This window comes from Acetobacter orientalis (genome assembly GCF_000963965.1).
Taxonomy (GTDB): domain Bacteria; phylum Pseudomonadota; class Alphaproteobacteria; order Acetobacterales; family Acetobacteraceae; genus Acetobacter; species Acetobacter orientalis.
This window is the reverse complement of record NZ_BAMX01000012.1, coordinates 1-23,519: the sequence shown is the minus strand read 5'-3', so window position 1 is coordinate 23,519 and position 23,519 is coordinate 1. Positions and strand designations below refer to the sequence as shown.

Annotated in this window: 19 protein-coding genes and 1 tRNA gene; 17 read left to right on the top strand and 3 right to left on the bottom strand. The window is 50.5% G+C overall.

The features are described 5' to 3' along the window. Positions 1-6: 6 nt before the first annotated feature. The 9 genes from Abor_RS04910 (at position 7) to glpK (ending at position 12,505) form a co-directional block, all read left to right on the top strand. Positions 7-1,746 (top strand): sensor histidine kinase, encoded by a 1,740-nt coding sequence (locus Abor_RS04910; RefSeq protein WP_232015097.1) that lies wholly within the window; start codon positions 7-9, stop codon positions 1,744-1,746. A gap of 122 nt (positions 1,747-1,868) precedes the next feature. Beyond that, complete coding sequence (cydD, locus tag Abor_RS04905; RefSeq protein WP_048840747.1) at positions 1,869-3,602, top strand: thiol reductant ABC exporter subunit CydD; 1,734 nt, start codon at positions 1,869-1,871, stop codon at positions 3,600-3,602. Continuing rightward, entirely contained in the window at positions 3,599-5,305 is a 1,707-nt protein-coding gene (cydC, locus tag Abor_RS04900) for a thiol reductant ABC exporter subunit CydC (protein ID WP_048840735.1), read from the top strand. Before cydD ends, cydC begins: the two co-directional genes overlap by 4 nt. A 109-nt stretch (positions 5,306-5,414) precedes the next feature. After that, entirely contained in the window at positions 5,415-5,792 is a 378-nt protein-coding gene (locus Abor_RS04895; protein WP_048840734.1) for an OmpA family protein, read from the top strand. Positions 5,793-5,799: 7 nt separating this feature from the next. Beyond that, positions 5,800-7,680, top strand: a complete 1,881-nt coding sequence (gene recQ, locus Abor_RS04890; protein ID WP_084594382.1) for a DNA helicase RecQ — start codon at positions 5,800-5,802, stop codon at positions 7,678-7,680. A 5-nt stretch (positions 7,681-7,685) separates the two neighbouring features. Beyond that, entirely contained in the window at positions 7,686-8,453 is a 768-nt protein-coding gene (locus Abor_RS04885) for a DeoR/GlpR family DNA-binding transcription regulator (protein ID WP_048840732.1), read from the top strand. Positions 8,454-8,581: 128 nt separating this feature from the next. Next, positions 8,582-10,102, top strand: a complete 1,521-nt coding sequence (glpD, locus tag Abor_RS04880) for a glycerol-3-phosphate dehydrogenase (protein WP_048840731.1) — start codon at positions 8,582-8,584, stop codon at positions 10,100-10,102. Between the two features lie 55 nt (positions 10,103-10,157). Further along, positions 10,158-10,976: an MIP/aquaporin family protein gene (locus tag Abor_RS04875; protein ID WP_048840730.1), complete on the top strand. Its 819-nt coding sequence runs from the start codon at positions 10,158-10,160 to the stop codon at positions 10,974-10,976. A gap of 32 nt (positions 10,977-11,008) precedes the next feature. Beyond that, positions 11,009-12,505: a glycerol kinase GlpK gene (gene glpK, locus Abor_RS04870; protein ID WP_048840729.1), complete on the top strand. Its 1,497-nt coding sequence runs from the start codon at positions 11,009-11,011 to the stop codon at positions 12,503-12,505. A 49-nt stretch (positions 12,506-12,554) separates the two neighbouring features. On the opposite strand, the gene Abor_RS04865 is transcribed toward glpK, so the two are convergent. Further along, positions 12,555-13,052: a copper chaperone PCu(A)C gene (locus tag Abor_RS04865; protein ID WP_084594381.1), complete on the bottom strand. Its 498-nt coding sequence runs from the start codon at positions 13,050-13,052 to the stop codon at positions 12,555-12,557. Positions 13,053-13,206: 154 nt separating this feature from the next. Between Abor_RS04865 and nrdR the strand changes: the two genes are divergently transcribed. Genes nrdR through thiL form a run of 3 tightly spaced genes read left to right on the top strand, consistent with a single transcriptional unit; the run spans position 13,207 to position 15,239 of the window. Next, entirely contained in the window at positions 13,207-13,698 is a 492-nt protein-coding gene (gene nrdR, locus Abor_RS04860; RefSeq protein ID WP_048840727.1) for a transcriptional regulator NrdR, read from the top strand. 49 nt (positions 13,699-13,747) lie between these two features. Beyond that, positions 13,748-14,281 carry a transcription antitermination factor NusB gene (nusB, locus tag Abor_RS04855; protein ID WP_048840726.1) on the top strand — a complete coding sequence of 178 codons (534 nt, stop codon included), beginning with the start codon at positions 13,748-13,750 and terminating at the stop codon, positions 14,279-14,281. Beyond that, the gene (gene thiL / locus Abor_RS04850; protein ID WP_232015096.1) at positions 14,226-15,239 is read left to right on the top strand and encodes a thiamine-phosphate kinase; all 1,014 of its coding nucleotides are present in this window, start codon (positions 14,226-14,228) and stop codon (positions 15,237-15,239) included. The genes nusB and thiL overlap by 56 nt, the downstream gene beginning before the upstream one ends. A 28-nt stretch (positions 15,240-15,267) precedes the next feature. Here the strand turns inward: thiL and Abor_RS04845 are convergent, their stop codons facing one another. Continuing rightward, the gene (locus tag Abor_RS04845; RefSeq protein WP_048840724.1) at positions 15,268-16,425 is read right to left on the bottom strand and encodes a hypothetical protein; all 1,158 of its coding nucleotides are present in this window, start codon (positions 16,423-16,425) and stop codon (positions 15,268-15,270) included. Positions 16,426-16,480: 55 nt separating this feature from the next. On the opposite strand from Abor_RS04845, the gene Abor_RS04840 reads away from it, so the two are divergent. Then, positions 16,481-17,290, top strand: coding sequence for an SDR family NAD(P)-dependent oxidoreductase (locus Abor_RS04840; protein ID WP_048840723.1), 810 nt, complete (start codon positions 16,481-16,483; stop codon positions 17,288-17,290). A gap of 277 nt (positions 17,291-17,567) precedes the next feature. Here the strand turns inward: Abor_RS04840 and Abor_RS04835 are convergent. Then, positions 17,568-17,641: transfer RNA gene (locus tag Abor_RS04835), tRNA-Cys, on the bottom strand. A 272-nt stretch (positions 17,642-17,913) separates the two neighbouring features. Between Abor_RS04835 and Abor_RS04830 the strand changes: the two genes are divergently transcribed. From Abor_RS04830 to msrA, 4 genes are all read left to right on the top strand, one after another. Further along, positions 17,914-19,341, top strand: a complete 1,428-nt coding sequence (locus Abor_RS04830; protein ID WP_048840722.1) for a TolC family outer membrane protein — start codon at positions 17,914-17,916, stop codon at positions 19,339-19,341. Between the two features lie 30 nt (positions 19,342-19,371). Then, positions 19,372-20,067 (top strand): DUF2497 domain-containing protein, encoded by a 696-nt coding sequence (locus tag Abor_RS04825; protein ID WP_048840746.1) that lies wholly within the window; start codon positions 19,372-19,374, stop codon positions 20,065-20,067. Between the two features lie 142 nt (positions 20,068-20,209). After that, positions 20,210-22,903 carry a valine--tRNA ligase gene (locus Abor_RS04820; protein WP_048840721.1) on the top strand — a complete coding sequence of 898 codons (2,694 nt, stop codon included), beginning with the start codon at positions 20,210-20,212 and terminating at the stop codon, positions 22,901-22,903. 34 nt (positions 22,904-22,937) lie between these two features. After that, on the top strand, positions 22,938-23,471 hold the full coding sequence (gene msrA / locus Abor_RS04815; RefSeq protein ID WP_048840720.1) for a peptide-methionine (S)-S-oxide reductase MsrA: 534 nt from the start codon (positions 22,938-22,940) through the stop codon (positions 23,469-23,471). The last annotated feature ends 48 nt before the right edge of the window (positions 23,472-23,519 follow it).

Genomic DNA, 23,519 nt, shown 5'->3' with positions numbered 1-23,519 from the left:
ACGCGTATGTTGCGTAGAGCCTTTCATTTTGTTTTAGCTCGGCTCGGTCGTATCTTTAGCACCACTAGCGCACGCATGCGCTTAATTATTGGCTTATCGGCCGTGCCTGTTATTGGCATTGGCTTTGCTATGGCCATTCACAACTACAGTGAATTACAAAGAGGGAGTGCGCAACGCGCTTCTTCCGCCATTACACGGCTAGACCTACAGTTTAGGCACGACACAGACAGGCTGCGTAGTGCTCTTGAAACCATAGGCGGCATGGATCTTACGCCAGAGCAAATCGGGCATGCTCTCTCCCTTGCGCAAACCGTAAGTGGGCAACGTTATTGCTATTTAGGACTATTGGATTCGGAAGGGGAGGTGCTGCACGCAGTTTCTCCGCCTAATGGCGGGTGTAATGCCGTTAATAAAAATCCATCATTCCCCGCCTACGACGGCACACTCCTTGAGGGCGTACAAAACGACACGGGGATTGAGGAGCATAACTCCTTTTTGCGCATTACTGTGCCTGCAGTATTTTTAACCACGCTTGAAACGCGTGGTTATCTTGTTGGCATTCTCAAATTATCGCGGAAGGCTGCCTATCTGGCAGGCAATTCTGGCTGGCAAGTTTTTTCTGATACGAATAACCCCTTACAAGCATGGATTGTTGGGGCAAACAATAGTTTGCAACCAGTCTGTACGGACTGCGGGTGGAAGCCCCCACCTCGTGAAATTTTAGAGCGCTTACGCAACCGCCTCGCTAATGAAAAAAACACCATTACAGCACTCCCTACGGCAGAGACTGGCTACGCTTTAGGGTCTATTGCTGGCGGCACTGATATTCTCGTTGCAACACAAAGAACGCCGCGCGAAAATAGTGCGCTCACCACCATGCTGCTGGAAATTTCGGCACTCGTTTTACTGCTTATTGTCGGGCTTATTGGCGTAACCGCTGCAGCAAATTTTGTGCTTGTATGGCCTCTTAGGCGCTTAACCTATGCCGTACAAAAATGGCAGATGGAAGGCGTGTTTGATGCTCGTACCACACGCTCAATGCCATTAGAGCTGCAACGTTTAGGCCAAGCGTTTACACGCGCTACCCGCAGACTATCCCGCCATGAAAAGCGTTTAACAAAGGCTATGGCGCATCAAGAGCTACTGATGCGTGAAATTCACCATCGCGTAAAAAACAACCTCCAAATTGTTGCGTCATTACTCAACCTGCAAGCGAGCAGAATCTCTAACCCAGAATTTAGAGCCGAATTTGCCTTAGCGAGAGACCGCGTGCGTGCATTGGCCACATTGCACCGTAACCTCTATGCAGAAGATCGCCTCGACCAGCTTAACATCATGTCTTTTCTAAAAGAATTATGCGGTCAGACGCTTCATATTGCAGGAGAATATGAAACTGGCCGTATTTCTATGGAAATCATCTCTGATGATTTTTGCATGAGTGCAGATCAGGCCGTGCCCCTAGCACTTATTGTAACCGAGTTGGTTACCAACTCCATCAAATACGCTTTCCCTGATGAACGATGCGGCACAATTAGCATTGCCCTCAAACGACGTGAACAAATGGTAAGCCTGACAATCAGTGATAATGGTATTGGCTGCGAAGCAGAAACCTGCGGTATTACAGAAAAGTCTGGTATTGGTTTAAAGCTTATTCGCGGGTTTGCGCGGCAATTAAACGCTGAATTTACGCAGAGCTGTGAAAACGGCACACATTATACGTTCACATTCCCCCTAGAACAGCTTTGAGCTGAAAGTCTGCTCAAGCAGCTTTTGTAACACACAGCACAACCGACATGCCGTATATGCAGCCGCGGCGCGCACGCTTAGCGCTTTGCGTTAACAGCAGAGCAGTATAAATGGCTATTCCTATGAGCGGTGATAAAGCAGCAATACGAAACTGGACGCGGGCTCAGTCTCGGTTGGGAAGACAGGCAGCACGCCCTGTCATGATATTTGGTCTTCTCTCCTCATTAGCTGGGGTAGGGCAGGCATGGTGTATTGCAAGCCTGTTAGGGCACGCCCTTATGGGGTTGGATGATACCGCACAAACGGTAACATCTTTCCCGCTATGGCCCATTGGAGGCTTTGCTGTTTTGGCTCTGACCAGAGCAGCCTGCATGATGGCAAGCGACACGGCAGCGGCTAAAGCTGGTATTGCCGCCAGAGGGCGTTTAAGGCAACACGCGCTTAACGCTATCTTAGTGGGTGGCCCAGCCCTGTTAAGGCGCGTACAGAGTGGTGCCTTGGCAACAACCGCCGTAGACCGCATTGAAGCCTTGGATGGTTTTTTTGCGCGTTGGCTACCTGCTTCTGTCTTATGGATTGCGGCTCCTCTTTGCATTCTTATTGCTGTTTGTAGCGTTAGCCCGCAAGCAGCTCTTATTTTAGGTCTTTGCGGGCTAACTGTGCCATTCTGTCAGGCCTTATTTGGCATAGGTGCGGCCGTAGCCTCACGTAACCAATTTTTAGCAATGACCCGCCTACAGGCCCGCTTTTTAGACCGGGTGAAAGGCATAGCAACCATTGTGCTTGCAGGCCGCACGGAAGATGAAACACAGCGCCTTGCGAGTGCCGCTGAAGAACTACGTATACGCACCATGAAAGTGCTACGCGTTGCTTTTCTTTCTTCGGCATCTATCGACTGCGCAATGGCCGTGGCCTTGATCGTGTTGGCGATTTTAACTGGCAAGCATGCTCTGGCTCTCACAACACATGCCACGCCACTGCTCCTTGAAGCCACGCTCACGCATGGGTTGTTTGTTTTATTGGTGGTGCCAGAGTTTTTTGCTCCACTCAGATCTTTAGCTTTGGCCTATCAAGATAAAGCCCACGCACAAGGGACCGCCACCGCAATGCTTGACCTGCCGACTGCACCCGAAAAAGCTGAGGTAGAAGCAGCACGCACCGTAAGCGCGAGTGGCGTTATGATCACCCTCGATACTGTTAGCTTTACGTGGGACCCCGCACGTGGCCCCGCTCTAGAAAATGTCAGCTTTGCCGTACCCGCAGGTGAAACTCTTATTTTGGCGGGCAGTTCTGGTTCTGGTAAATCAACCATTATTGAGCTTCTGCTTGGGTTTATTACGCCAGAAAGCGGGAAAATATTACTCAATGGTGCCCCGCTTGAAACCATTGTGCCTGACGCTTTAGCCCGTATGATTTCTTGGATTGGGCAAAAGCCGGTTCTTTTTGCCGGTACCGTGCGCGAAAATATTTTGTTTGCTGCCCCACATGCAGATGAAGAGTCATTGCAAGCCGCCATCAAAGCTTCAGCCGTAGAAGAGTTTTTGCCACTCCTGCCGCATGGGTTAGAAACACAGATTGGCGAAGGCGGTTTTGGTTTGTCTGGCGGGCAAGCGCAACGTATTGCTATAGCAAGAGCTTACTTAAAAAATGCTCCCATCTTGTTGTTGGATGAACCGACGGCACATCTAGACCCCGCAACCGAAAAAAGCGTTTTTGAAAGCCTGCAACGCTTGGCCGTTAAAAAAACAGTTGTTTTGGCAACCCATTCAGCGGCTGCACATATTTTTCATGGTCGGCGTATTGATCTGCAACATGGCCGCGTAGTGGCACGACAGGGGGCTGCGGCACTCACATGAACCAGCATGATAGCAACACATCTGCACGCACACCCCTGTCTCAAATCCAAGCCATTCGCCGCATTCTTGGTCTTTGGCATGCGCAGGCACCACGCTTAATTATTGGTATTGTGCTCGCTCTGCTGGCACTTTGCCTTGGCTTGGCGCTTATGCAAACAGCTGGCTTACGCGTTGCCGGAGCAGTGGTAGGCCAAGTGCTTATTACAACAGTCTTGCTGCGCTGGCTTGGGATAGGGCGTGTTGCCTTACGCTATGCAGAACGCCTTTTTGCGCATGATGCCATGTTTCGAGCACTTGCCAGCTTACGTGTGTGGTTTTTTCGTTCATTGGCACAAGGTGCCGCAGCAGGCCTAGGTTTTAGACGCGCGGGGGACATGCTCTCACGCCTTGTGTCTGATATCGGCACGCTTGATGGCTTATATTTACGGATTTTGCTTCCCTTTACCTGTGCGTGCCTCACACTTCCTGTTCTGTTCATTATTCTTGGTAAAAGCTCACTCTGCCTTGCTGCTGGTGTAGGCATACTTTTTGGTTTTGCGGCCTTTTTGGTGCCTTACGGCATGGCACGCGCAAGTCAGCACAAGGCACAACTCCTTACCCATACGCTGGCCGCTTTACGCATTAGCGTTTTGGATCTGGTTAGCGGGTTAAGAGAAATTCGTGCTTTCGGTGCAGAAGAACGCATGCTGGCACGTGTACATGCCTCTGATACAGCTTTACTGAATGCACAATTAGAACTGGCCCGCCGCTCAGCCGCAGCAAACGCTGTGGCATTTCTATTAGGTCAAGTGGCTATAGGGCTTGTGCTTCTGGCCATTGCTGGCAAACTTTTTTTGCATATTACACCTCTTGCTGGTGTGGGCAGCCTATTCCTGGTTGTTGCCGCTTTTGAAAGCGCAAGCACTTTAACACGCGCAGGGTTACAAGCCGGTACCATGGGGGCTGCTGCTCAACGTGTGGTAGAAATAGCTGACACAACGCACGAGGCCACAATACCCCAAGCCCGTATTGAGGCACCTCAGCACCCGAGTATTGCCATTAAAAATGTAAAATTCCGCTGGGCGCCTGACCGCCCCTATGTTTTTGATGGATTGAATTTGCAAATTGCAGCGGGTAGCCGTGTGGCGCTGCTTGGCCCATCAGGTGTGGGCAAGTCCAGTCTGGCGGCGCTTTTACTAAAAGTTACCCAAGCAGAGAGTGGCAACATTACGTTTGATGATGTGCCTCTTGCCGATATTGATACAACTTCATTACGCCAGCGCATTGCATGGCTTTCTCAAGCAACGCATCTGTTTGACGACAGTATTCGAGCAAACCTGCTTTTAGGTCGCCCAGATGCTACCGAAGAAGACTTGTGGCAAGCGTTAGAACAAGCCGCCGTGGCTGACGTTGTACGTAACCTACCTGATGGGCTCGACACATGGCTGGGTGAGGGGGGAATACGCCTTTCTGGCGGGCAGGGGCGGCGCGTTGCGCTGGCCCGTACATTATTAACCCACGCCCCCATTCTCATTCTGGATGAACCTGCAACCGGGCTTGATGCCCAAACCGAGTTGGATTTTTTGGAAACCCTCAATCGAGTAACACAAGGCCGTACCGTTATTTTGATAGCGCACAGGTTAACTGGGGTAGAGGCTCTAGACCAGATTTGGCGCCTGTCTGGCGGTACGGCTCTTGCAGTACCGCCGCTATCACAATATTGACGTAATTCGTGCCACACGGCACGAGTAGTTAAGTCTACAGGCGCGACATGTTTTTTAGCGCAATATGCTAGACGCCATAACAACTTTCATGCTGTAGGGAACCTCTGCCATGCGCCGCCTGATGACCGTTCTTGGGCTTTCACTTCTTGCCGGGTGCGCATCTGAGCCACCGCGTAAGTATGTGGTTTTCTTCGCAAATAGCTCTGTTGAACTCGATGACGCGGCTAGCAATGTCATTCAGCAAGCCTCTGAACTTGCTCAGCAAAATCCCTCGCGCATTGTGCAAGTTGAGGGGTATGCAACTGCGGGTAACGACCTTTCAGCAGACTCTCTGCTGGCTATAAAACGCGCAAAGCTGGTTGCCCAACAACTGCAAACTGATGGTGTATCTGGAGACCGTATTCGGCAGACTCCGCGCGCTCCGTCCAATACAGAAGGCTCTAGCGTTGGTTCTCGCCGGGTAGAAATTGAGCTAGTTTCTCACTAATTGAGCAATGAGCACTCCTCTCGGCTCAACTGTACAAAATCCTGCAACACACACTCAGGCAGGCCTTAAGCGTGACAGATTTGTGGGCACCTCTGCGCAAGAGGTGCTCCATTCTGTTTTTGGCTACCCTGACTTTAGAAGCCTACAAACGCAAGCTGTAGAACACGTCATGCACGGGCAAGACGTGCTGGTGCTCATGCCCACCGGTGGCGGCAAAAGTATTTGCTATCAAATACCCGCGCTCTGCCGGGCAGGCATGGGTCTTGTTATCTCGCCTCTTATCGCTTTGATGGATGACCAAGTTGCCAGCCTGCGGCAGGTTGGTATTAACGCTGCGGCTTTACACTCTGAGCTTGATGCAGATGAGGCAAGCGCTGTACAGGCAGACATTACCTCCGGCAGGCTGGATATTCTTTATGTTTCACCTGAGCGGCTGCTCTCTCCCGCAACGCTTGAGCGGTTAGCACGGCAAAAGCTCTCGCTTATTGCTATCGATGAAGCGCATTGTATATCCGCTTGGGGGCACGAATTTAGGCCAGAATATAGAGCCCTCGCTGCACTCCCGCAGCATTTTCCCGGTGTGCCTCGTATTGCCTTAACGGCTACAGCAGACCAACGCACGAGAGATGATATATTAGCTGCGCTTGGCATGCCCCATGCTGCGGTTTTGGTTTCGAGTTTTCATAGGCCTAACCTAAGCGTTACAGCCCTCCCTAAAGGCTCTGAAACAGCGCAATTACTGGCAGCACTAGAAAAGCACCGAAACGAAGCCTGCATTGTTTACTGCGGTAGCCGCGCCAGAACAGAGCGTATTGCCGCAGCGTTACGCACCAAAGGGTACGCTGCTTTGGCCTATCACGCAGGTCTTTCTGCTCTTGAGAAGCGCGCTGCACTTTTGCGCTTTCGGTCAGGTGAACCGCTTATTATTGTCGCCACTATTGCCTTTGGTATGGGCATTGATAGACCAGACGTACGGGCTGTTATCCATTTAGATATGCCAGCCTCGCCAGAGGCGTACTACCAGCAAATTGGCAGGGCAGGGCGCGATGGTCTGCCATCAGATACGCTTTTGCTTTATGGCGGCGATGATATGGCGCGTGCCCGCCATTGGCTAGAAATGTCAACGGCACCAGATACCGAAAAACGGATTATGCGTAGTCGCTTAGAAGCCATGATCGCCTTTACCGAAACAACATCGTGCCGCACCACAGCATTGTTACATTGTTTTGGCGAGACATTGCCCGAACCCTGTGGGCATTGCGATAATTGCCTACACCCTGTGCTAACATTTGATGGCACACAAGCGGCTCGCAAATTTCTCTCTACTGTGTACCGTACTGGCCAGCGTTATGGAGTGTTGCATATTATCAATGTGTTACGCGGCAAGCAGACCGAAGCAGTTGACCGTAATAACCATGAAAAACTCTCTGTATGGGGCATAGGTAAAGACAAAACCGAACTGTTCTGGCGTAGCGTAAGCCGCCAGCTTATTGCGCGTGGCGCGTTAAAAACTGAGGGGCAATATAGTGGATTAGTTTTGCACCCAGACGTCGCAAGACCTATTTTGCGCGGCGAAGAAACCGTGCATCTGAGAGCCGATACAACCGCAGAGCTTGAAAAAGCTATTAGCAACCGCAATGCAGCCAGCCCGACATCTTTAGACCCAGAAAAGCAGCCTTTGTTTGAAGCCTTACGCCAATGGCGCTTAAGCGAGGCACGTGAGCAAGAAACGCCGCCTTATACTATTTTTCATGATTCAACCCTGCGCGACATTGCCACACAAGAGCCTCATTCGCTTGATGAGTTGGGGCAAATCAAAGGGGTAGGGCAGTCAAAACTCAGCCGTTATGGCGAGGCTGTTCTTGCCGTGCTGGCTGCAGGAGCATAAATTTTATGGCCTCCTTAAAACAAAGGCGTGCTCAAATTCTTCACTGCGTGCAACAGCAAGGCTATGTTGCCAATGAAGACCTAGCAAAGACCCTGCATGTTACCGTGCAAACGGTACGCCGTGACGTGAATAATATGGCCGCAGAGGGGCTAATTGCCCGGCATCATGGCGGGGCTTCAGCACTCTCCCCTGCAGAAAATATAGCTTACTCAGAGCGCCAGATTCTGAATTTAAGAGAAAAAGAGGCTATAGGTCAGGCCGCGGCGGCAGCTATTCCAGACGGTGCGTCACTTTTTATTAATATTGGAACCACGACAGAAGCCTTTGCCCGCTGCCTTAGGCAGCACCGCGCTTTGCGGGTTATTACCAACAATATTCATGTAGCCTCTTTGCTGGTGCCGGCACCCGAATGTAACCTGGTTATTGCCGGAGGCACCGTGCGCCTAAGAGACGGCGGTATAGTCGGGCCAGCGGCTGCCGCCATGATAGAACAATACCGCGCAGACTTTGGCATTATTGGTATTAGCGGCATTGATGAAGATGGCACTCTGCTAGATTTTGATACGGACGAGATTAATGCAGCCCAAGCCATTATTCGTAATGCCAGAACGGTAATACTGCTTGCAGACCATACCAAATTCAAACGCCGTCCTATGGCGCGGGTAGGCCATATTTCTGATATTAATGTTTTTTATACAGACCAAGAGCCTTCCCCTAAATTCTTAGCCCTTCTTAAGGCGGCAAATGTTGCGCTGCATGTTGCTAAACCTTGATATTTTCGGAAAAGAAAACGATCTGCGAAATTTAGAGACTTTTGTCATAATAAAACCATTGTTTTTCGCTTTTGTTTTCGGATACGAATATCAGACCTTTTAGTTTCACTCGGTATCGGAAGAACGCAATGGCACAGTCTGAAACCTCACCCTCTGGCACTTATGATCTGCTGATTGTTGGCGGCGGTGTAAACGGGGCCGGTATTGCACGCGATGCCGTGGGTAGAGGGGCTTCTGTCTTGATGGTCGAGCAAGACGACCTAGCAAGCTACACCTCATCTGCCAGCACAAAGCTGATCCATGGTGGCCTCAGGTACCTAGAATATTATGAATTCAGGCTCGTCAAAGAAGCTCTGACCGAGCGTGAGCGGCTGCTTAAAATGGCGCCCCATATTATGTGGCCAATGCGTTTTGTGCTGCCACACTCTAAACTGGTACGCCCAGCATGGATGCTTAAGGCTGGTCTTTTCTTATACGACCATCTTGCCTCCAACATGACACTGCCAAAGTCACGCGCTATCGATTTTAGAACCCATTCTGCTGGGCAGCCCCTAAAAAGCGATTACACAAAAGGTTTCGTCTATTCAGACGGGTGGGTACAAGATAGCCGCTTGGTCGTGCTTAACACTATGGATGCCGCTGAACGCGGCGCTGATGTGCGCACACGCACGCGCCTTATTAACGCCACCCGCCAAAATGGCCTATGGCAAGCAGAACTGGAAGACCGCGTAACCGGCCAGACAACAACGGTGCAGGCGCGGGCACTTGTGAATGCCGCAGGGCCATGGGTTGCGCGCCTGTTGGCTGACACATTGAAAATTCCAAACTCCAAGTCTGTGAGATTGGTTAAGGGAAGCCACATTATTGTGCCTAAGGTCTTTGATGGCCCACAAGCATATATTTTCCAAAACCCAGACAAGCGTATTGTTTTTGCTATTCCCTATGAGCAAAAATTCACACTTATCGGCACGACAGATATTCCTTGGAAAGAAGCACCTGGTAAGGTGGGTATTGCTCCAGACGAAATCAGTTATTTGTGTGAGAGCGTAAACCGCTACTTCAAAACCGCCGTTAAAGAAGGCGATGTGGTTTGGAGTTATGCAGGCTTGCGCCCACTTTATGACGATGCGTCTGCCAATGCCTCCGCCGTAACGCGTGACTACGTGCTAGATTTAGATACGCAAGACGGTGCCCCGCTCCTTTCTATTTTTGGCGGTAAAATTACCACCTACCGTAAACTGGCAGAGCACGCGCTGGAAAAACTGGCTCCTGTACTGCCTGCCGTTGCAGGAAAAAGCTGGACAGCCAACGAGGTACTACCCGGTGGCGACATTGGAGACGGTGGGTTTGACGCAGCACTTGCTCGTTTGTCTCGCGCGGCTGCATGGCTGCCTGCTAATTTGGCGTGGCGCCTTATACGTAACTACGGCAGCCGTGCGTACGAAATTATTGGCGAGGCAACTTCGCTGCAAGAAATGGGTACTGTGCTCGGGGGTGATTTGACTACCCGTGAGGTCGACTATCTGATACAGCGCGAATGGGCACGTACCGCTGAAGACGTTCTTTGGCGGCGTAGCAAATTGGGGCTGCACCTGAATGAAGAAGAAAAACGTAAGGTTGCCGACTACATAGAGCAGAAAGTAACCTAACCGTTTTTCGCATAATGGCAGTTATTTCCCATATAAAAAGAATAACGAGGGAAGTATGACAAGTAAGACCAAAGCGTTTGTTGGAGAGTTGATTGCTGAGTGTGTAGCAGTCTTTATTATTATCGTTTTCGGTGATTCTGTTGCTGCAATGTACTCTCTCTACGACCCTAGCCCCTATAAGCTTGCTTATTGGGGCGTGTGTATTGTTTGGGGTTTGGGTGTTACCACTGCCATTTATGTAACAGGTGCGGTATCGGGTACACATGCCAACCCAGCGGTTACATTGGCTCTGGCCTGTTTTCGTAATTTTTCATGGAAAAAAGTTATCCCTTATTGGGTTGCCCAAGTAGTAGGCGGCTTTTTAGGGGCGGCCATTGTTTACACGCTTTTCTCACCCGTAATAGACCACTACGCTGCGGTGCACCATTTAGACAGGCTGCACGACGGGGCAGGGGCTGGTGTGTTTTTTACTCACCCCGGTGACTTTGTAACCCCCATGCATGCTTTTGTGGACGAGATCATTCTCACTGCTATGCTGCTTTTAGGCATATTTGCCATTACATGCGAGTATAACACCCAAGCACCTCAGGCCAATTCTGGCGCACTCATTATTGGCCTTTTGGTGGCTATTATTGGTGCTTCGGCTGGCTATCTTGAGGCATGGGCCATTAACCCTGCGCGTGATTTTGGGCCACGTCTTTTCTGCTTTTTTGCGGGCTGGGGTGGCACAGCTTTACCCTCTCCACAAAACTACTGGTGGGTTCCTATTGCAGGCCCCTTAATTGGCGGGTTAGTTGGCGCAGGCCTTTATCAAGGCTTATTAAAGCCCTTCATGCCGTCTCAATCACGTTCAACCACCACAGCTCGCGACTGAAAACCAGATCAATTAAAAAAGGACACACCTCGATGAGCAAGCAAGATTATGTATTGGCTATTGATCAAGGTACGACTTCGACCCGTACCATTATTTTTGATCGAAATGCCGTCGAGGTAGCAAGCGCACGCCAAGAATTTGCCCAGCATTACCCACAGGCAGGGTGGGTTGAGCACTGCCCAGAAGACATTTGGAATGATGTTCTCAGCACGTCCCGCACAGCGCTTGAAAAATCTGGGGCGCTGGAGCGTATTGCCGGTATTGGCATTACCAACCAGCGTGAAACGATTGTGGTGTGGGAGCGTGCGACAGGTAAACCGATCCACCGTGCTATTGTATGGCAAGACAGGCGCACCGCTGCAACATGCCAAACGCTCCGTGAAGAGGGTGCTGAGGCCTTAGTGCGTGAACGCACCGGCCTTTTGATAGACCCTTATTTTTCAGCCACTAAGCTTGCTTGGCTGCTAGATAACGTATCAGGTGCTCGCGCACGCGCAGAAAAAGGCGAGCTGGCCTTTGGTACGATTGACTCGTTCATTCTTTGGCGCCTGACTGGCGGCAAAGTGCACGCAACCGATATTACCAATGCAGCGCGCACATTGTTGTTCGATATCCACCGCCAACAGTGGGATGAGGAGCTACTGCGTCTTTTCCGTATTCCTGCATCTTTGCTGCCTGAAGTAAAAGACAACAGCACTATCTTTGGTGAAACAGACCCAGCTCTGTATGGTCGCGCCATTCCTATTGCTGGCATGGCTGGAGACCAACAGGCTGCTGTAGTTGGGCAGGCATGCTTTACACCCGGCATGGCAAAGGCCACCTACGGTACAGGTTGCTTTGTGCTTCTCAACACAGGCGACAAGCCGGTGGCCTCTAAAAATAGAATGCTCACCACAATTGCCTACCGCATGGGCGGCAAAACGACATATGCTCTAGAAGGTTCTATTTTTGTTGCCGGCGCCGCCATTAAGTGGTTACGAGACGGTTTGCACCTTATTACACACGCGTCCCAAACGGATGACATGGCTACACGTATCCCCCATAGCCATGGTGTTTATATGGTGCCGGGCTTTGTTGGCCTTGGTGCTCCCCATTGGGACCCTGACGCACGTGGGCTAATTTGCGGCTTAACCCTAGATGCAACCGCAGCGCATATTGCCCGCGCAGCCCTAGAATCTGTGGCCTACCAAACGCTTGATCTGGTTACCGCCATGATGCAAGACGGTGGTGGCACAACCGATGCCTTACGGGTTGATGGTGGCATGTCTGCCAATGACTGGTTCTGTAATTTCTTGGCAGATATGCTTCAGGCTAAAGTAGAGCGCCCCAAACATATCGAAACAACAGCTCTGGGTGCAGGCTTTCTTGCCGGTATGGCAACGGGCGTGTGGGATAGCGAAAAAACTCTGGCTGCCACGTGGCAACGTGGAGCGGTTTTTGAGCCTTCAATGCCAAGCGAACAACGCCGCACTATGATTGCTGGCTGGCACCAAGCTGTACGCCGCACCTTAACAACCACTGGCATTTAATGAAACAGACCATAAGGCACCTATTTTATATAGGTGCCTTAAAGGGTTACTAGGTAGGGTTAGCAGTACGCCCCACAGGTATAGTAACTGTTTTACGGACACCCTCAAGAAAAGTGAACGTAAAGGGAAGAGCCTGCCCATCATGAGGGTCTGAGGTCATATTCAAGCACAACAAATGATACCCACCATGCGGGAACACAAGTGTGGTATGTGCTGGCACAGACAAATGCGTAAACAAATCAAGCGTGCCCGGCGTGCTTTCCTGATCTGAATGGTGCCCTACAATTTTGGAGCAGATATCAGAGGCTACACCGGTTATTAAATAGGTCGTATCCCCTTTATTTTGCAACGTAAAATAGACAGCCGCTACATGAGCAGCAGAACTTACTACTTCCATTGTCGCATCTGTAATAACAATGTCTTTTTCAGCTTGCTTTTGCCGTTGCGCCGTATCTTCTCTGTCTTGATCTGTCGCATGAGCCTGAACGCTCCATAGCATACATGCACAAACAAGCGGTACCAGCATGGCAACGGAACGAAATCTCATAAAAGCTCCAGTGTTTTTTTGTCGGCGCCTTGTTTTTTGCGTCAGGCCCGACCTATCTATATGTTAATACTATACCGCACTGCTTTGCCATAAGGGCAAATTTGTTGTTTTTTTGCTATGATCTTCAACGCAAGCTGAAAGATAAAGTTAAATTATGCGTTGCCCATTTTGTGGAAACCCAGACAGCCAGGTTAAAGATAGCCGCCCGAACGAAGAGGGTTCGGCTATTCGGCGCAGAAGAGCCTGCCTATCTTGTGGGCAGCGCTTTACAACAGTTGAGCGCGTGCACCTAAGAGACCTGATTGTGGTTAAGGCAGATGGCCGACGCGCACCATTTGAACGTGAGAAACTGGCAAGGTCTATTCGTATCGCCTTGCGTAAGAGGCCCGTGCCTGATACCCGCATCGAACAGATTGTTACCGGGCTGGTTAGGCAGCTAGAAGCCGTTGGTGAGACCGAGGTTTCTTCTGCTCGTATTGGCGAGTTAGCTATGGATGTCCTGCGTGATGTAGACACAGTTGGGTATGTACGCTTTGCAAGCGTGTACCGCGACTTTACAGAAGCAAAAGACTTTTCAGAGATTCTGACATCCATGGACGGCTCCCCCTTGGAAATAGGGGAACAGGGACTAGACCATAAGCCGTAGAAGGCATCACGAACCGCGCTCGCTCAAGTGGGGTTGCAGGAGATTAAAAATGACCGAGCAGCAAGAACATGTCGAACTTAGCAGTGCGCAGCGGCCCCGTACGGCTGCACGCGTAGCTGCTGTTCAGGCTTTATTTCAAATTGAGCAAAACGATGAACGTGCCGACACTGTTATTCAACAGTTTTTGGTGCATCGTTTTGGCACAACCCTCGATAACGAAACCTACAACGACGGCTATATTCCAGAAGCGGATACACGCTTTTTCAGCAGTATCGTTAAACAGTCTGTCTCGCAACGTGGTACAATTTTAGAACTGCTGAGCGAAACTCTGCCAAGCACATGGCCTGTTTCCCGGCTTGATCCGGTATTACGCGCTCTTTTTCAGGCCGCCATAGGTGAAGCCTTGGAAAAAGACCTGCCATCCGGAGTGCTGATCAACGAGTATTTAGATATTGCACATGGTTTTTTCTCGGGAGATGAGCCAAAGCTGGTGAATGGTGTGCTCGATACTCTCGTAAAGCGCATTAATGCCCCAGCAGAAGCGCCACAAGCCAACACTGCCGATGATACCACCACTGAGTGATCTGCCGCGAGAGTTTGCCTTTATAAAGCGGCATTTTCTCGCTCTAGCTGGCCCTGCTGCCCTTGAACTGAGTGATGATGCCGCCGTTTATACTCCTCCGGCCGGCAGGGACTTAGTTGTTGCCGCCGATGCCATGGTAGAAAATGTTCATTTTCTACCCTCTGACCCACCAGAGACCGTGGGGCGCAAACTCCTGCGCTGCAACCTGTCAGATTTAGCGGCTATGGGGGCAAAGCCCGAAGGGTGGTTACTAACTCTGGCTTGCCCAAAAACAATAGCAGACAGTTGGTTTACGGCTTTTTGTAATGGCCTTAAGCAAGACCAGTTGCTGTTTAATGTGCATTTAATGGGGGGGGACACCACGTCCACCCGTGGCCCTCTTGTTCTTTCTCTTACTATTTTAGGCTCTGTTGTGCCGGGGCAGGCAGTTAAGCGCCGTGGCGCCCGAGAGGGAGATAGCCTATGGGTAACTGGCACTATAGGTGACGGTGCACTTGGTTTACGCGTGCTACAGGGCAAACTTACCGACAGCAGCGACCACTTGGTCAATCGCTACAGACTTCCTCAACCTCGGGTTGGTCTACCACTGCATGGGCTTGCATCAGCCGCAATGGATATTTCTGATGGCTTACTGCAAGATGTTGGCCACCTTGCGCGCGAAAACAATGTGGGTGCAGTCATATGGGGGGCGCAGGTTCCGCTTTCAAAAGCTGCGCAGCGCTGTGGGCCACAGTGGCTTGAGACCTGCCTGACGGGGGGGGATGACTACGAAATTCTGTTTAGTGTGCCGCCACAATACGATGCCAAACTAAGCCAAAACCCGGTACTTCCTACCGTTTTAGGGCCTGTTGCCGTGCACAAAATAGGGGTTTTAACCGCTCCAGAAAAAGGCATTCAGACCTTAGGTGCAAATGGCGAACCGCTTATCTTTAAACAAAGTGGCTGGAGCCATTTTTAGTCCAGCCGCAGCGTGTTTACGCGAGTATTTATTCTACTGGCCCTAAAATTTTTTCGTACATTCTGTGTGTTTTGTAGGGCGTGGGAACAATGCGCTCAATCAGGTTTCTAATGCCAAGATTAGTTTCCAAAACCCACCCAAGTTCAATTGTCCGGTAAGGCAATACGTGTCCGCGCTGCATGAGTTCATCAATGAGCAGCGCTGGAATGATAGCGCTCAGAGCTGTGCCGGAGAGTTTTTTCTTAACCCCGAGCAGAATAACGCGCGCAGAGTGAAAATCATGCTTCAAGATACGTGTCGCCAGTTTAACCCAGCCTAGTGGGGAGGGGGCACCATTAAGGTCGGCTGAGATGTCAAAAATATTCGGCACAACCAAGGCAATTGCTACAGGCTCTCCATTAAATTCAACCAAGACATATTGCTCTGGCTTTAAAACTGGCTTTAGGGCTTTAAGCAGCGTCTGCACTTCTATGGTGGTAAGGGGTACGTTGCCCCATGTTCCTTCCCACGCATCATTATAAATTGTTTTCAGAATCTCGGCGTCTTCAGGAACACGGTCTTTTCGTAGTCCGCGTATTTTTACATCCCCCAAACGCTCACGTAAATTTTTGGGCACACGGTTTGCTTTTTCAGCTTCTGGGCCCACTTCCATTTTATAGGAAAACAAATCCATAGCCTTGGCAAAGCCTGCGTGCTCAATAGCATCACCCAAACCCTCTGGGTGCCAGCCAATGCCAATCATGGGGGGTTCGTGTTGCCCGGCAATCATTGTACCAGACTCCCCATTACTATTAAGCGTCCAAGGGCCTCTAATACGCTCTATGCCAAACTGACGCAGCCATGCTTCTGCGGCTGCCAGCAGGGGCTTTACGCAGGCCATATCCACAGCATCAAGAGCGCCAAAAAAACCTGTTTTTGGCTCATTGTCTTGTGCCAAAGCTAAAAAATCTATTTGCGCAGAAATGCGGCCAATGGGCTTGCCCCCACGCCAAGCCAGAAAATACTGGGCTTTACCATGCGTAAAAAACGGAGAACGCTTGGGGTGCAGTATATCTTTCTGCTCCATATCCAGTGGTGGCACATAGCCAGCTAAGCCCCTATACAGAACACGTGGCAACCGGATAAAGAGAGCGAGCTGACGGGCACTCATTACGGGCGCTACAATAATTTGGTCAGGGTTAGGCATGAGTGCTCCGTCAATTACACCTTGAAACCGCAAGGTGATGCATCATTCCTGCGAAATGGGAAAGGGGAAAAGAGTGAACGAAGTTTCAACTAGCAGTAGGGAACTGCGTTCTATTCTGATCATAGGGGCAACTGGGGGCATAGGCGCAGAGCTTGCAAAACGTTATGCTAGGCCTGGCAGAACCCTTGTATTGTGGGGCAGAAATGCCGAAAAACTGAAACAACTTGCTGCCACCTGCTGCGCACGTGGTGCTCGTGTTATACCGCGCCAGATTGACCTAACCGAAGGCAAGGCAGTGCTGGCAGCTTTTAATGAAGATGAGGCGCAAGCTGCATTCGACCTTGTGATTCTTGGGGCAGGCCTGTCTGACATCAAACAAGCGACCGCCACAACAGAAGACCCAGACAAAGTGCTAAAACTAGCCTTAGTTAACTATGCACAGCCTGTAACACTGGCAACGGCCGCAGCCAAAAGCATGATACCCCGCGGCCATGGCTCTATTGCACTTATTGGCTCGGTCGCTGGGTTTTACGAATTGCCTTTTGCGCCATCTTACAGCAGTTCCAAGGCTGGGTTAGCCTGCTTTGCAGAAGCAGCACGGTTGGGCTGGGCTGAACACAATATTAATGTAACGCTTATTGTGCCCGGCTTTGTTGATACACCCATGAGCCAGCGCTTAAAAGGGGAGAGGCCCTTTTTAGTAACGGCCGGAAACGCTGCACAATACATTATGCGCGCCATTGCAAGACAAGAGGCAGAATGTATCTTCCCATGGCAGTTTAAAGCACTGCGTGTCATAGAGCGGCTTTTGCCCTCTTTTGCACGCAAACGTATTTTACTTGCCCTTAAAGCAGACCAAGACTGAGCGCTGGTTTGAGAGCAATTGGGTATTTACGCTGCTAAGAGTAGATACCCAATTTTCTGAAGCTCTTTACCATTTAGGTGCAAAAAATCTGACTTAAGCTAGGGGCTAGCCCCTAGCCACGAATGCGCAAGCAAACATTATTGCACTAACGAGCAAGTACACGGGTTAAACACTGCCAGTTAGCAGGGCTCCATAAAATATCAAAATATTTGCAATGGAAGAATATAACGCCACCTAATTTATCTGCTATCTAGCAGGAATCCATTCCTAAAAGGAGTGGAGGTCCGGGCGGGAATCGAACCCACATTCGCGGATTTGCAGTCCGCTACATCACCATTCTGCCACCGGACCGGCGACTATGTGCGCGTTATGTCCTGTCTTTTTTCTGTGGTCAAGCCCTTTACCTTCAAGAAGTAAGACAAAATTAGGCTTGAGCCGGGTAAGGGGTATATTTTGAGCACATCAAACTGCTCACTCCCTCCAACAGTTCAGCGTATGTGTTATGTTTTGCGCAACTTTTTTGGCCGGTCTTGGCCTCCAAAGAATTGATAATTGCCTCACACCCTGATCGTCCATACTATGCCGCGTGCAAAACTGTGCCTTTACACGGCAAGGAGTGACAGATGAGGCGTCTTTGTGGGGTAGGGCTATCAGCCATACTATGCAGCACGACTGCATGGGCACAGAAATACGACGGCAGCGGCTCTCCCAATTTTATCCCCCATACTCTGCAAGAGGCCTTGTCTGCGGCGTATCTGACAAACCCAACCCTGCAAGAAACGCGCGCCAATTTACGTGCTGTTGATGAGCAGGTGCCTACCGCATTGGCTGGGTGGCGGCCAACCGTTACCGGCAATGTCGGCCTTTCTTACTATAAAGGTATAAACTCTTACGGTGGCAATAACGGGGCAGGCGGGTATGTACGACCTTACGACACACCGGGTTACTCAGCTGGTGTAACCATTAACCAGCCCCTCTACACAGGGGGGCGCACAACAGCCGCCACGCACCAAGCTGTCAATAAAGTTATGGCCGCCCGTGCAGACCTAATCTCTGCGGAGCAAAAAGTTTTTAAAGACGTTGTAAACGCGTATGTTGGCGTAATTGAGGACGAGCAGCTCCTTCAGCTTAACATCAACAACGAACGCGTATTGCAGCAGCAGCTAAGGGCCACCAACGAGCGCTTTCGGGTAGGTGAAATTACCAGAACAGATGTAGCGCAGGCAGAATCTGCTTATGCATCTGCCAAAGCCACACGCCAGCAATCTGAAGGTACGCTGCAAACGGCACAAGCCACCTATATGCAAGTTATTGGTATGGCCCCGCCACCCAATTTGGTTCCACCTCAACCTTTAGTGCTGCCTGTGCATGACGCGCAATCTGCGGCACAACTGGCCGTGCAAAACAACCCAGATGTCATTAAGGCGCTTTTTACAGAATCTTCTCAAAAAGATGCTGTTTCAGTCGCTATCGCCGCCATTATGCCAAAAATTTCGGCAACCGCTGCGTATCAAAAAACGCTCAATCAGAGCATGAGCCACCAAACCAACGAAAACAAATATGCCACATTGAATTTTGAAGTGCCTGTGTATCAGGGTGGCTCAGAATATGCCGCGGTACGGCAAGCCAAACAGCAGTTACAAGCCAACCACCGCGAAGTTGATGTGCAGCGCCGCGCTGCAGCGCAAGACGCGGCCTCAAACTGGCAAAAACTCATTTCTTACCAAGCTGCAATTTCCAGCAATAGGGCTGCCATTCATGCCGGCACCATAGCGCTTGATGGGGTGGAACGGCAGGCGATAGTCGGCACCAGCACAACTCTTGAGATGCTCCAGCAGCAAGCTACGCTATTGCAAGCACAGGTTGCTTTGGTACAAAGTTTGAGCAATCTGGTAACTGCATCTTATAACGTTGCTGCGGCCATTGGCCGTTTAACTGCGGCAGACCTAAAATTAAGCGTGCCATTATATGACGAAAAAGCATATTATCAGGCTGTAAAAGACCGATTGTGGGGTATTAACGACTACGCCCTCCAGCAGCCCGGGCGCTAAATGCCGGAGTTTCACCAAGGATATCGCCTTATGAATTCAACACCAACGCCTGAAGAATCCAAGCAGTCCATTGAAGACGTTCTGGTATCCATACGCGAAGCTCTGCAGCATGAGCGTGATACGCAGCCAGACCCAACACTTACAGCGACAGATGATGCAGACGAGGACGACGATATGCTCGTTCTCTCTCCCGCCATGCTTGAACATGATGCCAAGACGCAACCTGCATCAACTGTTTCGGCTGCACATGAAAGTTCATCTGGACAGAATGTCAGTTTAGGGTCAATAAATCAAAGACAAGGCAGTCATGCAGGGAACCCGGAACAGATCATGGCTGTTGGTGATCAGGAGGCTGCCTCCTCCTTGTTGCAGGGCAGAAATACTGGGGCCGAAAATGCGTTTTCCGTGGCACATGCCAGACAAACAGACCTGTTAAAAAAGGCTAGAAACATGTCCGATTCCTTGTCTATCCCGCTTAGCGATGAGACAATCTCTGATACCGGTAGCGCATTTGCGGTCTTACAAAAAACCCTTCAGGAAAAATACCTGAAAGAATATGAGGAGAGAAAAGTGGCTGTTAACAACGAGGGTTCCCTCACTGTTGAAGATATTGTGCGCCAAGAAGTACGGACATTCCTGAAAAAATGGCTCAATGCACACCTTCCGGCCATTGTGCAGGCTTCTGTGCGTGAAGAAATTGAACGACTGACACAGCGCGGCCTCTGAGCAAAACCAGAAGAAATAACTCCCAAGCCTTGGCGCTCTGAGAGTTATTTCCTATGTTTACGAGAGTGTATGCGGCAGGGCACACCTGCCAAGGCGGGGGTAATCTACCTTCCGCCTTTTTTACGTTTTGTGGTTGGATATAATGCTGAATAAGACTTTTGAACCTGCTGAAACTGAACGCCGCCTTTATGCCCTGTGGGAAAACAACAAGGTGTTTTCTGCAGAGCCAACAAGCAGTAAAAAGCCTTTCACCATTATGATCCCGCCGCCCAACGTAACGGGCACCTTGCACATGGGCCATGCCCTAACCATGACCCTGCAAGACACCCTTATACGCTGGAAACGTATGCAGGGCTTTGACACTCTCTGGCAACCCGGCACAGACCATGCTGGCATTGCTACCCAGATGGTTGTTGAACGCTCGCTCGCCACAGAAAACACCTCACGACAAGCCCTCGGCCGGGAAGCGTTTACGCAACGCGTCTGGCAATGGAAAGAAGAGTCTGGCGGGGGCATTACCCAACAGTTGCGCCGCCTTGGCGCATCGCTCGACTGGCCGCGTGAACGCTTTACAATGGACGAAGGCCTGTCTCGCGCCGTTAAGGAGGTGTTTGTAACCCTCTACCAGCAAGGGCTCATCTACCGCGATCGTAGGCTGGTGAATTGGGATCCAGTTTTCCGCTCCGCTATTTCTGATCTGGAAGTAGAAAGCAAAGATGTTGCCGGGCATCTATGGTATATTCGCTACCCTGTAGAAGGGGCGGGCGAGCAAACCATTACGGTTGCCACCACACGCCCAGAAACCATGCTGGGTGACGTTGCTGTAGCCGTACACCCAGAAGATGAGCGTTACGCAGGGTTAATTGGTAAGTCTGTAAGGTTGCCGCTAACTGGCCGCCTTATTCCTATCGTAGCCGATACGTACTCTGACCCTGAAAAAGGAACGGGGGCGGTAAAAATTACCCCCGCGCATGACTTTAACGATTTTGAAGTCGGCCGCCGCCACAACCTCTCCATGCTCTCTGTCTTAGATGAAGAGGCGCGCGTTACTCTGGACGAGATTGACGCTGATCTTGTGACTGTTCCCGGCTTGGCTGATCCTGCTTTTGTTCGTTCATTAACAGGCCTACCGCGTGATAAAGCCCGCAAGGCCATTGTTGATGAACTTGAAACGCTAGGCTGGCTGGAAAAAATTGAGCCACACCGCCATCAAGTGCCGCATGCTGAACGTGGTGGCGCAGTTATTGAACCCCGCCTAACCACCCAGTGGTATTGTGATGCAGGCAAACTGGCCGGCCCCGCCATTGAAGCGGTAACAAGCGGTAAGATCAATTTTATTCCTAAACAGTGGGAAAATACGTTTTTTGCATGGATGCGTGACATCCAGCCTTGGTGCATCTCACGCCAACTTTGGTGGGGCCACCGCATTCCTGCATGGTACGGCCCAGACGGAGAGGTGTTTGTAGCGCATGATGCTGAAACCGCACACGCACTCGCCACCAAACATTATGGAATAGAAACAGAACTCACGCAGGACGAAGATGTTCTGGATACGTGGTTCTCATCTGGCTTGTGGCCGTTCTCCACTTTAGGGTGGCCAGACCAAACACCTGAACTGGCCCGCTACTACCCAACAGATGTGCTTGTGACTGGGTTTGACATTATTTTCTTCTGGGTGGCCAGAATGATCATGATGGGCCAGCACTTTATGAAAGACGTGCCTTTCCGCGATGTGTTTATTCATGGCCTTGTGCGCGATGAACACGGGCAGAAAATGTCTAAAAGCAAAGGGAATGGCATAGACCCACTCGAGCTTATTGATGCGTATGGTGCAGATGCTATGCGCTTCACAATTTGTTCGCTCACGGGTATCGGGCGCGATGTAAAGCTTGGCCGTAAAAAAGTTGAAGACTACAGGGCTTTTGTTACAAAACTCTGGAATGCCGCACGTTTCTGCGAAATGAATGGTGTAAAAGCTGTAGAAGGCTTCGACCCACACTCTGTACAGTCAGCCGTTGGCAAATGGATTATTACTGAGGTTTCTCAGGCTGTTTCTGAGGCCACACAAGCCTTGCAAGTATACCGGTTTGATGAATACGCTCTGACTTGCTACCGCTTTGTCTGGAACCGCTTTTGTGACTGGTTCTTGGAACTGGCAAAACCAATCTTTGCGTCTGACAACCAGCAAGAATCTGACGAAATTCGTCATGTTGCGGCGTATGTGCTGGGGCAAATTCTCCGCTTATTGCAACCTGTCATGCCATTTGTAACAGATGACCTCTGGCACGCTTTTGGCTTTGGCCCTGAAGGCTCTTTAATTGCGCAAGCTTGGCCACAGCCGATAGTGCTAGATGGCGCGCAAGATGCCTTGGCCGAATGCGACCAGATGATCCGTCTCATTTCAGAAATACGTACAGTGCGTTCTGAAATGAATGTGCCTCCCTCTCAGAAAGCGCCTGTTTTCTTAAAAGATGCGATCCCAGAAACCGTAGCGCGTGCCGAACGTTGGCAGGAAGCCATCGGCCGTATGGCCCGCGTCACACACGTGGCAGCCTTAACTGGCGAAGTGCCCAAAGGGAGTGCCCAAGCTGTGCTGGATGAAGCAACCCTCATTATTCCATTAGAAGGGTTGATCGACATTTCAGCAGAGCAAGAGCGTTTGAAAAAAGAACTGGCCAAAGCTGAAGATGAAATTGGCAAAACTGAAAAGAAACTCGCCAACGAAAACTTTGTAACGCGCGCCAAACCAGAAATTGTACAGGAAATGCGCGAACGCCTTACAGCCCAGCAAGGTGAATGCACCCGCTTAAAGGCAGCACTCCTACGCATTGCTTAACTGTTTATACCCCACATACTAGAAGGACAAAACTATGCCAGAAAAAGCAGTATTAGGCGGGGGTTGCTTTTGGTGTGTGGAGGCAGTGCTGAAAAATATGAAAGGTATTGTGTCTGTTGTACCGGGTTACGCAGGAGGCCAAACACAAAACCCGACGTATGAGCAGGTTTGTACCGGAACAACCGGGCACGCCGAAGTGGTTGAAGTCACCTTCGATCCGCAGATAATGAGTTACAGCGATCTGTTGCGTATTTTCTTTACCCTACACGATCCGACAACTCTGAATCGTCAAGGCAATGACATAGGGACACAGTACCGCTCTGCCATTTACTATAGTGGGCAAGAGCAAAAGCTAACGGCCCAACATGTCATGCAAGACATAGAAAACCAGCATGTGTGGCCTAACCCGTTAGTAACGGAACTAGAACCGTTACAACAATTTTGGCCAGCAGAGCCTATGCACCATGACTATTTTAACCGTAACCCTAATACTGGCTATTGCGCTGCGGTTGTGGCTCCTAAAGTTGCCAAAATGCGCAAAATTTTCTCTGATCGCTATACGCTCTAGTCTCATAGGCGATAGGCGATAGGCGATAGGCGATAGGCGATAGGCGAT